The 12812-nt window shown below is 62.1% G+C and carries 14 protein-coding genes; 4 read left to right on the top strand and 10 right to left on the bottom strand.

Features of this window, described 5'->3' with window-relative positions:
• Positions 1 to 7 precede the first annotated feature (7 nt).
• The 4 genes from prpC to DD235_RS00720 are packed head-to-tail and all read left to right on the top strand — an operon-like array spanning position 8 to position 5468.
• Positions 8 to 1258: a bifunctional 2-methylcitrate synthase/citrate synthase gene (gene prpC / locus DD235_RS00735; protein ID WP_109060154.1), complete on the top strand. Its 1251-nt coding sequence runs from the start codon at positions 8 to 10 to the stop codon at positions 1256 to 1258.
• Between the two features lie 20 nt (positions 1259 to 1278).
• Entirely contained in the window at positions 1279 to 3891 is a 2613-nt protein-coding gene (acnD, locus tag DD235_RS00730; protein ID WP_109060153.1) for a Fe/S-dependent 2-methylisocitrate dehydratase AcnD, read from the top strand.
• On the top strand, positions 3888 to 5069 hold the full coding sequence (prpF, locus tag DD235_RS00725) for a 2-methylaconitate cis-trans isomerase PrpF (RefSeq protein ID WP_109060152.1): 1182 nt from the start codon (positions 3888 to 3890) through the stop codon (positions 5067 to 5069). The genes acnD and prpF overlap by 4 nt, the downstream gene beginning before the upstream one ends.
• Before the next feature lie 3 nt (positions 5070 to 5072).
• A complete protein-coding gene (locus tag DD235_RS00720) occupies positions 5073 to 5468 on the top strand; it encodes a hypothetical protein (protein ID WP_109060151.1) in 396 nt (131 codons plus the stop codon).
• A 4-nt stretch (positions 5469 to 5472) separates the two neighbouring features.
• Here DD235_RS00720 and DD235_RS00715 read toward each other — a convergent pair whose 3' ends face one another.
• The 10 genes from DD235_RS00715 to DD235_RS00670 form a co-directional block, all read right to left on the bottom strand.
• Positions 5473 to 5865, bottom strand: coding sequence for a hypothetical protein (locus tag DD235_RS00715; protein ID WP_204524162.1), 393 nt, complete (start codon positions 5863 to 5865; stop codon positions 5473 to 5475).
• A complete protein-coding gene (locus DD235_RS00710; protein ID WP_204524161.1) occupies positions 5862 to 6233 on the bottom strand; it encodes a hypothetical protein in 372 nt (123 codons plus the stop codon). The genes DD235_RS00715 and DD235_RS00710 overlap by 4 nt, the downstream gene beginning before the upstream one ends.
• Positions 6230 to 6529 (bottom strand): hypothetical protein, encoded by a 300-nt coding sequence (locus tag DD235_RS00705; RefSeq protein ID WP_146193364.1) that lies wholly within the window; start codon positions 6527 to 6529, stop codon positions 6230 to 6232. The genes DD235_RS00710 and DD235_RS00705 overlap by 4 nt, the downstream gene beginning before the upstream one ends.
• Positions 6530 to 6537: 8 nt before the next feature.
• Entirely contained in the window at positions 6538 to 7308 is a 771-nt protein-coding gene (locus DD235_RS00700; RefSeq protein WP_109060148.1) for a M15 family metallopeptidase, read from the bottom strand.
• Entirely contained in the window at positions 7305 to 8582 is a 1278-nt protein-coding gene (locus tag DD235_RS00695; protein ID WP_109060147.1) for a TRAP transporter large permease, read from the bottom strand. The genes DD235_RS00700 and DD235_RS00695 overlap by 4 nt, the downstream gene beginning before the upstream one ends.
• Before the next feature lies 1 nt (position 8583).
• Positions 8584 to 9078, bottom strand: coding sequence for a TRAP transporter small permease (locus DD235_RS00690; RefSeq protein WP_204524160.1), 495 nt, complete (start codon positions 9076 to 9078; stop codon positions 8584 to 8586).
• Positions 9079 to 9098: 20 nt separating this feature from the next.
• Positions 9099 to 10127 (bottom strand): TRAP transporter substrate-binding protein, encoded by a 1029-nt coding sequence (locus DD235_RS00685; protein ID WP_239989989.1) that lies wholly within the window; start codon positions 10125 to 10127, stop codon positions 9099 to 9101.
• Positions 10128 to 10250: 123 nt separating this feature from the next.
• Positions 10251 to 11186, bottom strand: a complete 936-nt coding sequence (locus tag DD235_RS00680; protein WP_109060145.1) for a LysR family transcriptional regulator — start codon at positions 11184 to 11186, stop codon at positions 10251 to 10253.
• Positions 11180 to 11911 carry an alpha/beta fold hydrolase gene (locus DD235_RS00675; RefSeq protein WP_109060144.1) on the bottom strand — a complete coding sequence of 244 codons (732 nt, stop codon included), beginning with the start codon at positions 11909 to 11911 and terminating at the stop codon, positions 11180 to 11182. The genes DD235_RS00680 and DD235_RS00675 overlap by 7 nt, the downstream gene beginning before the upstream one ends.
• On the bottom strand, positions 11908 to 12729 hold the full coding sequence (locus tag DD235_RS00670; protein ID WP_109060143.1) for a tRNA threonylcarbamoyladenosine dehydratase: 822 nt from the start codon (positions 12727 to 12729) through the stop codon (positions 11908 to 11910). Before DD235_RS00670 ends, DD235_RS00675 begins: the two co-directional genes overlap by 4 nt.
• Between the last annotated feature and the right edge of the window lie 83 nt (positions 12730 to 12812).

The raw sequence follows: 12812 nt of genomic DNA, 5'->3' as shown, positions 1-12812 counted from the left end.
GAGACAAATGAATACCCGAAAAACGACCGCCCAAAATAGTAACAAACGTTCGACCGCCCCCCAGGCGGCAGCCAAGGCCGCCGCCCCGATCGATACCACGACTGCTGCCAGCGCGGCACCTGCGACCGGCCCCAGGCCCAAGAAATCCGTCGCCCTGTCCGGTGTGGTCGCAGGCAACACTGCACTTTGCACGGTCGGCCGCAGCGGCAATGACCTGCACTATCGCGGCTACGACATTCTGGACCTGGCCAAGGCCAGCGAGTTCGAGGAAATCGCTCACCTGCTGGTACATGGCAAACTGCCCAACAAGACCGAACTGGCTGCCTACAAGCAAAAGTTGCGCAGCCTGCGCGGCCTGCCCCTGCACCTGCAGCAGGTTCTGGAGTCGCTGCCCGCGGCCAGCCATCCCATGGATGTGATGCGCACGGCAGTGTCGGTACTGGGCTGCGTGCTGCCCGAGAAGGATGACCACAACGCCCCCGGCGCACGCGACATCGCCGACCGTCTGATGGCCAACCTGGGTTCGGCCCTGCTCTACTGGTATCACTACAGCCACAATGGCCGGGTCATCGACGTCGAGACCGACGACGACAGCATCGGCGGCCACTTCCTGCACCTGCTGCATGGCGAGGCCCCCTCCGACGAATGGGTCCGGGCCATGCACACTTCGCTGGTGCTGTACGCCGAGCATGAATTCAACGCCTCCACCTTCACGTCACGCGTAATCGCCGGTACGGGCTCCGACATTTATTCGGCCATCGCCGGTGCCATCGGCGCACTGCGCGGCCCCAAGCACGGCGGTGCCAACGAGGTCGCCTTCGAGGTACAGCAACGCTACGAAACCCCGGACGAAGCCGAGGCCGACATCCGTCGCCGCGTCGAAAACAAAGAAGTCGTGATCGGTTTCGGTCATCCTGTCTACACCGTCTCCGATCCGCGCAACAAGGTCATCAAGGACGTGGCGCGCAACCTGGCCAAGAAAGCAGGCAACACCAAGATGTACGACATTGCGGAACGTCTCGAGACGGTCATGTGGGATGCCAAGAAAATGTTCCCCAACCTGGACTGGTTCTCGGCCGTGTCGTATCACCTGATGGGTGTGCCGACTGCGATGTTCACTCCGCTGTTCGTGATCGCCCGCACGGCCGGCTGGGCGGCGCACATTCTGGAGCAACGCGCCGACAACAAGATCATCCGCCCGACGGCCAATTATGTCGGCCCGGAAGACCGCAAATTCGTGCCCATCGGCAAGCGCTGATCCATATCGAGGATGCCGCCATGAATCGCGCATACCGCAAATCCCTGCCCGGCACCATGCTGGACTACTTCGACGCACGCGCTGCCGTCGATGCCATCCAGCCCGGAGCCTACGATACCCTGCCGTACACCTCGCGCGTACTGGCAGAAAACCTGGTGCGCCGCTGTGATCCGGCGTTGCTGCCCGAAGCATTGCAGCAGATCATCGATCGCCGCCGCGACCTGGATTTTCCCTGGTACCCGGCCCGCGTCGTCTGTCATGACATCCTGGGCCAGACCGCACTGGTGGATCTGGCCGGGCTTCGCGATGCGATTGCCGAACAAGGAGGCGATCCGTCGCAAGTCAATCCGGTGGTACCAACCCAGTTGATCGTGGACCATTCCCTGGCTGTCGAGCATGCCGGTTTCGAGCCCGACGCGTTCGAGAAGAATCGTGCCATCGAAGATCGCCGCAACGACGATCGTTTCCATTTCATCAACTGGACCAAGACCGCCTTCAAGAACGTGGACGTCATCCAGCCAGGGAACGGCATCATGCACCAGATCAATCTGGAAAAAATGTCGCCGGTGATCCAGAGCCGTGATGGTGTGGCCTTTCCCGACACCTGTGTCGGCACCGACAGCCATACGCCGCACGTCGATGCGCTGGGCGTAATCGCCATCGGCGTGGGGGGGCTTGAGGCCGAAAGCGTCATGCTGGGCCGTGCCTCCATGATGCGCCTGCCGGATATCGTCGGCGTCTGGCTGACTGGACGCCGCCAGCCCGGCATCACCGCCACCGACATCGTGCTGGCGCTGACCGAGTTCCTGCGCCGCGAGAAAGTCGTGGGGGCCTATGTCGAATTCTTCGGCGAAGGGGCCGACAGCCTGACCATCGGCGACCGCGCCACCATTTCCAATATGTGTCCGGAATACGGTGCCACGGCGGCCATGTTCTATATCGACCAGCAGACGCTCGACTACCTGCGACTGACCGGCCGCGAGCCCGAACAGGTGGCACTGGTGGAAAACTATGCAAAAACCACCGGATTGTGGAGCGACGCGCTGCGCAGCGCCGAATACGAGCGCACGCTGACGTTCGACCTCTCGACCGTCGAACGCAATATGGCGGGTCCGTCCAATCCGCATCGACGCCTGCCGACTTCGGCCCTGCGCGAACGCGGCATCGCCGATTCCACCCGGCTGGCGGCAGGCCAGGCCGAACAGGCACAGGGCCTGATGCCGGACGGTGCCGTCATCATCGCCGCCATCACCAGTTGCACCAACACCTCCAACCCCCGCAACGTGGTGGCGGCCGGGCTGCTGGCTCGCAAGGCCAATGCACTCGGCCTGACACGCAAGCCCTGGGTCAAGACCTCGTTTGCCCCCGGTTCCAAGGTGGCCCGCCTGTACCTGGAAGCATCCGGCCTGTTGCCCGAGCTGGAGAAGCTGGGCTTCGGCATCGTGGCCTATGCCTGCACCACCTGTAATGGCATGTCCGGCGCGCTCGACCCGGCGATCCAGCAGGAAATCATCGACCGCGACCTGTATGCCACCGCCGTGCTGTCCGGCAACCGCAATTTTGACGGCCGGATCCATCCCTACGCCAAGCAGGCATTTCTGGCCTCGCCTCCCCTGGTGGTGGCCTACGCCATTGCCGGCACGATACGCTTCGATATCGAGCAGGATGCGCTCGGTCACGATGCGTCGGGCCAACCCATCACGCTCAAGGACCTGTGGCCCAGCGACGAAGAAATCGATGCCCTGGTCGCCGCCAGCGTCAAGCCCGAGCAATTCCGCCAGGTCTACATGCCGATGTTCGACCTGGGCACGGTGCAGGAAGCCGACAGCCCATTGTATGCATGGCGTCCGACCAGTACCTACATCCGCCGTCCGCCGTACTGGGAAGGCGCACTGGCCGGTGAGCGCACGCTGCGCGGCATGCGCCCGCTGGCGGTCCTGCCGGACAATATCACCACCGATCACCTGTCGCCTTCCAACGCCATCCTGCCCGACTCGGCCGCCGGCGAATACCTGGCAAAAATGGGACTGCCGGAAGAAGACTTCAACTCCTACGCCACCCACCGGGGTGATCACCTGACCGCGCAGCGCGCCACATTCGCCAACCCTCAGCTGGTCAACGAGATGGCCGTGGTCGACGGTCAGGTCAGAAAAGGTTCGCTGGCCCGCATCGAGCCGGAAGGCCAGGTCGTGCGGATGTGGGAAGCCATCGAAACCTACATGGATCGCAAGCAGCCGCTGATCATCGTCGCTGGTGCCGACTACGGCCAGGGATCGTCACGTGACTGGGCCGCCAAGGGGGTGCGCCTGGCCGGTGTCGAGGCCATCGTGGCCGAAGGTTTCGAACGCATCCACCGTACCAACCTGGTCGGCATGGGCGTGCTGCCGCTGGAATTCAAGCCGGGCACCACCCGCAAGACGCTGACCATCGACGGCACCGAAACCTATGATGTGGTCGGTGCCCGCACCCCGCGTGCCGACCTGACGCTGGTGATCCATCGTCGCAACGGGGACACCCTCGAGGTGCCGGTCACCTGCCGGCTCGATACCGAAGAGGAAGTCTCGATCTATGAGGCAGGCGGTGTCCTGCAGCGTTTCGCCCAGGACTTCCTGGAGATGGAGGAAACACAATGAGCCACGCCCCTCAGATCCGCATCCCGGCCACCTACATGCGCGGGGGCACCAGCAAGGGCGTGTTTTTCCGGTTGCAGGACCTGCCACTGGCCGCCCGGCAGCCCGGTGCCGTCCGTGATGCACTGCTGTTGCGCGCCATCGGCAGCCCCGATCCCTATGGCAAACAGATCGACGGCATGGGCGGTGCCACCTCCAGCACCAGCAAAACAGTGATCGTCTCGCGCAGCGAACGGCCCGGCCATGATGTCGACTATCTGTTCGGGCAGGTCGCCATTGACCGCCCCTTTGTCGACTGGAGCGGCAATTGCGGCAATCTGTCGGCGGCTGTCGGCCCCTTTGCCATTGCCAGCGGGCTGGTGGACCCGGCCCGCATTCCACTGAATGGTGTGGCCACCATCCGCATCTGGCAGGCCAATATCGGCAAGACCATCGTGGCGCATGTCCCGATCACGAACGGTGCCGTGCAGGAAACCGGCGATTTCGAGCTGGATGGCGTGACATTTCCGGCCGCCGAGATCCAGCTCGAATTCCTGGATCCTGCTGCCGACGAAGACGGTGATGGTGGCGCGATGTTCCCGACCGGCAACGTGCAGGACGAACTGGAGGTGCCGGGCATCGGCACGTTCAGAGCCACGCTGATCAATGCCGGCATCCCGACGATTTTCCTGGATGCCGCAGCACTGGGCTATACCGGGGCCGAGTTGCAGGAAGCCATCAACGGGGATGCCCAGGCGCTGGCTCGCTTCGAAACCATCCGTGCCCATGGTGCCCTGCGCATGGGCCTGATTGACCGCCTGGAAGCGGCTGCCACACGCCAGCACACCCCCAAGATCGCATTTGTCGCACCTGCCGCTGCCTACACGTCCTCAAGCGGCAAGCATATCGAAGCGGGTGACATCGACCTGCTGGTGCGGGCACTGTCGATGGGCAAGCTGCACCACGCCATGATGGGCACGGCTGCTGTCGCCATCGGCACCGCAGCCGCCATTCCCGGCACGCTGGTCAACCAGGCTGCCGGCGGCGGACCACGCCAGTCAGTCCGTTTCGGCCATCCGTCCGGCACGTTGCGAGTCGGTGCCGAAGCCCACCAGCAGGAGGGACACTGGACCGTGACCAAGGCCATCATGAGCCGCAGTGCGCGGGTCCTGATGGACGGACGGATTCATATACCGGGGTAATCCGTGGATTTTCAGTCTTTTCTCGCCAATGGGCAGGTATCAGTGGCCTTCGGGACAACATACGAGGCGTTACCCGAAGGCTTCAAAACCATCAGACGCCACGACATCGACAAGGCGTCTGGCGCTTTCGCCCTGTATCCTGACGGCATAGAACTGCTGTTCGAAGATGGCAGGCTATGCCTGGTTCAATATGAAATTGCCAGGCTGGGGACGCTCCGCCTGGCAGGCAACATCATCACTGGCCGAACCTCCCTCCAGGATTTCAAAGGGTATCTGGATGCTCTGCGCATTTCGTATACGGAATGCACCCAGGATGACCAACAGATTCTGGTCACAACGCAGCATGTAAAAATCTATTTTGAGAACGGCATGTTCGCGACGGCGCTGAAGTCATGGTGAGGCATTACCGTTCTTTCAAAACGGATTGCAATCGCCTGATCCGTTCTGTCAGTGCAAAACAATCCTCCGGCGCTTCGCCAGTCAGAGCCCAGTAGTCGATCAGATGTTCATGCTGATCGCGGTGCGCCGCCAGAAAATCCAGTACTCGCTCCACAACGCGATCGCTTTCGGCATCCGCCTGAGCCACCAAATCATTGGCAACATCCAGCATGAGCGCCATCAGCAGATTTTTTTCGACAGCCGAGCGCCCCGGCTTTGCATATGCATCGGCATATTTTTCCAGCCATAGCGTGGTTCGGTATATTTCAGGTAACTCGTAGATTACATCCTGGGTAAACGCATCACCTTTCGGCAACCCCAGCTCGGCGCACACTTTTTCGATTGCATTCGCCGTCACGCGCATTCCGAATAAGGCAGGAAGCAGCAGGCCACACTCGCACCCGCAAAATACAGGCCTGACATCCTGAAATCATCAGCGCCCTCCATGGCATCTGAATACGGCGCAAAATCCACGAAGTGGATATCGTCGATACATTGATGCGCAATGCCACCGGACAGCACGACATTCGAAAAACCGGCGGACTGCCTGACCGAAAACTCCGTCAGTCCCGAGATCCTGAATTCGACATTCACCCACTCGGCGCTGTCCTTGCGTCTGGCGGAAATGACCACCACGGCATCACTGAGCGACAGCAGGCATACTTTCCTGACCAGACCGTCATAGCCATGCGTGATAGTTTCCAGCGTACTGGAAATTTCGCTCACAACTCATACTCCTGCACCGTCACCTGATCGTAGCGGGACACCAGTGCAGCCACCAGCCGCCCCAGAAATGCCCTGCCCTGACCACCATGATCGCAGAAATAGATGCCTGCCGGTTCGATCGCCAGGGAAGCATCGGGCATGGCGTTTTCAGCCAGCATCTCCACCGCACTGAAATAACCGGCCCGGGCCTCACTGTCCCAGTGGCTCGCCAGACGTGCCAGCGTTTCCTGCAGCGAATCGGCAGGAAACGCTGGAGATGTGATCAGATATTCGACGCCCATAGTGGCGCACAGCATACCCAGAGTTATGCGTGGTCCGCAATCCCCATCGGCACCAGCGGCACGCAACCCGTCAGGGGGGCCGGGCCATAGCGTGCCTGCGGCTGGCCGGCATACCATGCCCACAACTGGTCGCCGCAGTCGAAATGCCACCATTCACTGGGCAGGTTGGTAAAGCCTGCCGCCCGCATTGCATGGTAGAGAATCCGGCGACGCTGGCGGAACACGGCGGCATCGGCCTGCGAATCACTGTCGACCGTGCTTTCGTAATAGGCCGTATGCGATGCCGGTACCGTGGCATCGAAAGGTGTCCCCATGTCCAGCCAGACACCATCATGACTGCACAGCGTGACATCGACCGCCCCCCCGGTCAGGTGCGGACTGGGACGGGCGGGATGGGTACTGGGCAGCGACACGAACTCGCGGGTCAGGGCCAGCAGCTGTTCGGCCGGCAGGTCAGGATGCCGCCGCCGCAGCGTATCCTGATAGGCATCGAACAGTTGCTGCTGCACCCGCCACGGGCGCCAGCCATCCAGCACGACCAGATGCAGGCCGTCCGGCAGGCTACGGGCCGCCTGCAACAGACGCCGGCCCACATCCTCGCGTACATAGCACTCCTGGTGCGCCCCGGCGACTCCCTGGCGCGCATAGGCAGGAAAAGTGAGCACGGGGCGTGGCATGAGACTGGTCGGCACCAGGCGCTCGCCACACTCGCCAATGGCGATGGCCCCCACCTGCGGCCAATCGGGATCGGCCAGCAAGGGGATGGGCATATGCATCATATCGGCAGCCGTCATGCAAACAGTCCTGGCAGCCACAGGGTCAGCGGCGGAAAGACGATCAGCAAGCCGAGCACGCCCAGCGCCACCAGCACGAATGGCCAGATGGAGCGGAACAGCGCCGTGATTTCCAGCTTGCTCACCGCCGCCGCCACGTGCAGGCAGGCCCCCATGGGCGGGGTAATCAGGGCGATCGTGATGTTCAGTGTCACGATAACGCCGAGTTGCACCGGATCGATCCCTGCCGCCAGCGCCACCGGCACCAGAATGGGTGTCAGCAGCATCAGGGCAGACACCTCCTCCATGAACATCCCCACCGTGAAGATGATCAGGCTCAGCAACAACAGGATCAGCAGCGGACTGTCGAGGAACGGCGTGAACAGCGTCGTCAATTGTGCCGGCACCTGGGCATACGACAACTGCCAGCTGATGGTGGCCGATGCCGCCATGATCAGGAAGATCGCCGATGTCAGGCGCACCGTTTCGGTCAGGCTGGCCCAGACATCCCGCAGACGCAGGCGTCGCTGCAATACGCCGCAGATGACGACATAGAGCGCAATCAATCCACCGGATTCAGTGGGCGTGACCAGCCCCATGACGATCCCGAGCACAATGATCACCGGCGCAACCAGAGCGGGAACCGCCTGTACAACGGCAGCGCTCAACTCCTTCAGGGTGGGCGCACGGCCATTGCGTGGCAACTGGTGACGCCAGGCGTACCAGCCATTCATCGCCATGAAGGCCGCGGCAATCACGAATCCCGGAATCACGCCGGCCAGGAACAGGCTGCCGACCGACACATTGGTCAGCGATGCGTAGAGGATCATGAAAATGCTGGGCGGAATGATCGGCCCCACCAGAGAACTGGCCGCCGTCAGCCCCGCTGCAAAAGCCTTGTCGTAGCCCTCCTTGCGCATGGCCGGCACCAGCAGCGGCCCGAGCGCCGACGTATCTGCAACGGCCGAACCATTGACTCCCGCAAAAAACACGCTGGACAGCACGTTGACATGGCCGATGCCGCCGCGCAGATGCCCCACCAGCAAACGCGCCAGACGCATCAACTGATCGGTCATACCGGCCGCATTCATCAGATTGCCCGCCAGGATGAACAGCGGAATGGCCATCAGCGAAAAGGCATTGATGCCACCGTAGAACTGCTGCGGCATCATGCGCGGGATCATGGCGGGATCGATGAAGAAGAACCCGACCACGGCGCTGGACAGCAGCGCCAGAAACAGGGGCAGCCCCAGAAACACATGAATCAGGAAGGTCAATATGATCGCAATAAGCATGTCAGATGTCCTCTTCCTGAAGGGGCAGGAAACGCGGGCCGTACAACAAGGCCTGCCAGCCCAGCAGCGCAAAACCGATAGGCATCGCCATGACGGGAATGCTGCGGCTGATCCCCAGCCCCATGGTGCGGAACATGGCCACCGACTGCGCATAGCGCCAGCAGATCCAGGCAGCGGCAAACGCCAGCACGACCGTCAGTACCCATTGGTAGAAAGCCAGCAGGCGACCGGCCGGCGCAGGCAGCAGCCGCTCAATCAGCGCCACCCGCATGTGTATGCCTTCGACCCAGACGGCTCCGGCAGCCAGCATCACCGTCGAGATGATCAGAAAGCGGGACAGTTCATCCATCCAGATAGGCGCGCCCCCTGCCAGGTAGCGCATGAAGACGCCGTACAGGATCACGGCCAGATTGCCCAGCAGCAACAGCGCAGCGACGGTAATCGTCACTGCGCGGCTGTACCTGAGCAGGCATTCGCGCAGCGTATGCATGTTCATGTCAGATCATCCTGCGCAGGTTATTCCTTGACCGGTTCCAGCCCGGCATCCTTCAGCGCCATGTCGATCCATTTGCGATCGATGCCCTGTGCGTGGAGCCAGTTCATGTACGAAGGCTGTGCCTTGGTGCGGAATGCGGCGCGCTCTTCATCCGTGAGATGAATCACTTCCATGCCCTTGTCGGCCAGGTACTGGATGCGACTCTCGACATCACGCTCGTTCTCGGTGCGTGCCTTCTGGTTGGCTTCGCGCACTGCCTCGTGGAACGCCGCCCGGACCGGCTCCGACAGACTGTCGAGAAATGCCGCATTGCCCACCAGGAACTGGTCCGAATATTGGATGTTGGCCAGCGTCAGGTACTTCTGCACTTCGTAGAGACTGCCCAGGATGATGTACATGGGCGGGTTCATCTGCCCATCGGCCACGCCCGTGCGCAGCGCCATATAGACCTCGGTCCAGGGAATCGGCGTGCCGGTCGCGCCAAACGACTCATAGAGCGCGACCTGGCTCGGGTCCATGGCACGAAAACGCAGGCCCTTGAAGTCATCGGGCGTGCGGATCGCCTTCTTGCTGTTGGTGAATGCCAGGAAACCGCCTTCCTCGACGACTGCCAGCATTTCCACCCCGGTACGCTCGCGGAACGCCTCGCTGAGCGCCTTCCAGTACTCGCCCCCATCGAAAAAATGGCGGGCCGGCTCGAAACCGCTGAACATGAAGGGGATCGCACTCACGAAAATTTCCGGTGCCAGCGGCGAAATGCCCGAGAAAGAGGCAATGTTCAGGTTGGCTGCCGCCATGGTCTGTTCCATGCGGGCCTCTTCGTCACCCAGCATGCTGTTCGGATAAAGTGTGATCTTCAGCTCGCCCTGGGTCTTTTCCTCGACCAGCTCCTTGAGCGTCTGGGCAAAGACATGCACGGCGTTTTTCTGCGGATCGGGCGCACCGTTGTAGCTCAGGTTGACAGTCGTGGCTGCCACGGCGGCCCCCATCCCAGCCAGACCAAGCAGGCCGGCTGCGCACAGTTTCTTGACGATGACGGATGCGGTCATTCGCATTGGTTTCCCCTTTCGATGATTTATTGAAATATCCGCAGGCACACGGGTACCAGACGGTCAAGGCATCCTAACCGTAGCCGCGTAGACAAATCAATTACACATCCGTAGCTTAAAAAGCTACACAAGAACACCGTGTCGATCAGGTGCGTGCTCGCGGAAGAAGCGCATATTGCGACGTAGGTGATCCAGGAAGGCCTGGGTGGCTACCGTCAGGTTGCGATCCGCACGGCTGGCGATCTGCGCCCGCGCCTGGGCAAATACAGGATGGCGCATCGGCAGCACGACCAGGTCACCACGCTTGACGTCGTTCTGCACGGTCGTCTCGGGCATGAAGGCTGCGCCGGTTCCCGACAGGACGAACTGACGCAAGACGGCAACCGAGTTGGTCCGCAGCACGGGAGCCAGTTCCACGCGCTCCTGCTGCGCCACCATCCCCACCAGTTGGCCCATACCGAACTGGTTGCCCATCAGGGCCAGTCGGCAATCCTGGATGTCGGCCAGGTCAAGCTGGCGCGAACTGCCGGCCAGGGCATGGCTCGGCGGCACGATCAGATGCAGGGGATGGCGGGTTTCCACGTGTGCCACCAGATCGCGATCCTGTGGCGGTGCGTACAGTAGCGCCACGTCGGTATCGTAGTCCTTGAGCAATTGCACGGCCTCGTTGACGCCCGCCATCTGGACATCCAGCGCAATGCCGGGATGCCGTGCCAGAAATGACTGCAGCGGTGCCGCGATCAGATCGGCAATGAACCCCTCGCCCAGTGCAATCCGTACCTGCCCTGCATGCAGCCCGCGTATCGCATCAAGGCGCGACAGCACGGCCTCTTCAGTCGTTTTCTGGTTCTGGTAATGCCGGACCAGCAACTCCCCAGCCTCTGTCGCCTTCATGCCCGCAGCAGTACGCTCGCATAGTTCGAGGCCAACCTCGTCTTCCAGCGCCTTCAGTTGCCGACTGATTGCAGTAGCATCCACGCCCAGCGCAGCCGCCGCCCTGCGCACCGAGCCCTTGCGCACCACCTCGGACAGGTAATGCAGTGCACGGACATTCAGCATGCCGCCATCCCGGCCATCGGCCCGGCCTGTACCGGCGGGCTGGCGCCCATGAAACCGCAGACAGCCTGCGCGGCATCCACCGGCAGCGATTGCAGCAGCAGGTGTGGCGCATCAAACACCTGCAACTGGGTCTGCGCTGCCAGACGACGTACCAGCAGACCCGCCGACTCCGGCACGATATGGTCGTTGCGTGCCTGGAGATACAGCAGCGGCACCTGGACTTTGCTCAGCAGCGCACTGCAATCGATAGACATCGCAGCCTGCGCACGCGTACGCAACACGACAGGATCGACGGTTTCCAGGATTTCGAGGAGGTCATCCAGCAGGGGCGAGCCAGACAATCGGCCCAGCGTCAGGTAGCCCAGCAGCGGGGTCGGCAGGAAAGACAACGGTACGGTCGGCAGCATCGGCGACAACCAGCCAAAGCCGGGCATGCTGGCAAAAGAACAACTCAGGATCAGTCCCTGCAAACCTGGAGGCTGCGCCGCCGCCAGACGAATGGCCAATGGTCCTGAAAAGGATTCGCCCAGCAGGAAAAAAGGCTGCCCCTGCGGCAACAGCGCGCGTACCGTGGGCTCCAGCGCATCGTAGTCCAGCGGTTCATCCACCGGGTACGAGGCCACGATGATTTCCAGACCCGGATGCTGCACGGCCATCTCGGTGGCAAAGGCATCGAAAAGACGGCCGGTACCATCCAGGCCAGGCAGCAGAACCAGCGCCGTCATGGCTTCGACAAGGCAGCAGCCAGCACGGCCTTGACCGCCCTGTCTGCCGCCGCCATGCCCATGGCCGCCGTCACCATGACGACCGAACCATAGCCGGCACACGACAGTCCCTGCGGCCCCTGGGCCGGCGATGACGACTGTGCCCAGGCGTCGGGCAACAGGGCCTGCTGGTCGAACCAGAGCACCGATACGCCCATTTTCGGCACCCGCTTGCCTGCCCGGCCAGCCGCCGTACCGCCACCCGGATACCCATGCTCCTTGCGCAGGCGCTGGCGCAGCTTGCTCAGCAGCGCGTCGTTGACGCTGGCTGAAAGATCACCACCGCGCAGAGCAAGCGGATCGGTCTTGCCGCCCGCACCGCCACAGACCAGCAAGCCGCACCGCTGGCGGCGCGCCCACAGGATCATGGCAATCTTGGCAGCGGCCTGATCCGTCGCGTCGATCAGGAAATCCGGCAGGCCGTCCGCAAACAGCGCGCCAATGTTGTCAGGCGAGACGAAATCGTCGACCAGCGTCAGGCGGCAGGCCGGATTGATATCGCGGATGCGCGCCGCCATGGCCTCGATCTTGGCCTGCCCCAGCGTGGCACCCAGTGCGTGGATCTGGCGATTGATATTGGATTCGGCAACATGATCCATGTCGATCAGCGTCAGCGCGCCGATCCCGCAGCGTGCCAACGCCTCGGCCGACCAGGAGCCGACGCCGCCAATGCCGGCCACGGCAACGTGAGCACGCGCCAGCACATCAGGGGCGGTGGCACCATAAAGTCGGTTCAGGCCGCCGAAACGGCGTTCGAGGTCAGGTTGCTGCGTATTCATGAGGCGCTATTTTCCCACGAATCGATGATGATTTTTTTGCATTCATATAAGCACAAGAAATAAGCATGTTGCTTTTTATGCAC

Source organism: Corticimicrobacter populi (assembly GCF_003123725.1).
In the GTDB taxonomy this organism is placed as follows: domain Bacteria; phylum Pseudomonadota; class Gammaproteobacteria; order Burkholderiales; family Burkholderiaceae_B; genus Corticimicrobacter; species Corticimicrobacter populi.
Note: the sequence above shows the minus strand (reverse complement) of the source record. Positions and strands in the feature narration are given on the sequence as shown.

Coding starts and splice junctions, on each gene's coding strand:
- prpC (WP_109060154.1), top strand. CDS start 8: ATGAATACCCGAAAAACGACCGCCCAAAATAGTAACAAACGTTCGACC.
- DD235_RS00700 (WP_109060148.1), bottom strand. CDS start 7,308: ATGACGGCTGCCGATATGATGCATATGCCCATCCCCTTGCTGGCCGAT.
- DD235_RS00685 (WP_239989989.1), bottom strand. CDS start 10,127: ATGACCGCATCCGTCATCGTCAAGAAACTGTGCGCAGCCGGCCTGCTT.
- DD235_RS00705 (WP_146193364.1), bottom strand. CDS start 6,529: ATGCTGTGCGCCACTATGGGCGTCGAATATCTGATCACATCTCCAGCG.
- DD235_RS00695 (WP_109060147.1), bottom strand. CDS start 8,582: ATGCTTATTGCGATCATATTGACCTTCCTGATTCATGTGTTTCTGGGG.
- DD235_RS00690 (WP_204524160.1), bottom strand. CDS start 9,078: ATGAACATGCATACGCTGCGCGAATGCCTGCTCAGGTACAGCCGCGCA.
- DD235_RS00680 (WP_109060145.1), bottom strand. CDS start 11,186: ATGCTGAATGTCCGTGCACTGCATTACCTGTCCGAGGTGGTGCGCAAG.
- prpF (WP_109060152.1), top strand. CDS start 3,888: ATGAGCCACGCCCCTCAGATCCGCATCCCGGCCACCTACATGCGCGGG.
- DD235_RS00670 (WP_109060143.1), bottom strand. CDS start 12,729: ATGAATACGCAGCAACCTGACCTCGAACGCCGTTTCGGCGGCCTGAAC.
- acnD (WP_109060153.1), top strand. CDS start 1,279: ATGAATCGCGCATACCGCAAATCCCTGCCCGGCACCATGCTGGACTAC.
- DD235_RS00675 (WP_109060144.1), bottom strand. CDS start 11,911: ATGACGGCGCTGGTTCTGCTGCCTGGCCTGGATGGTACCGGCCGTCTT.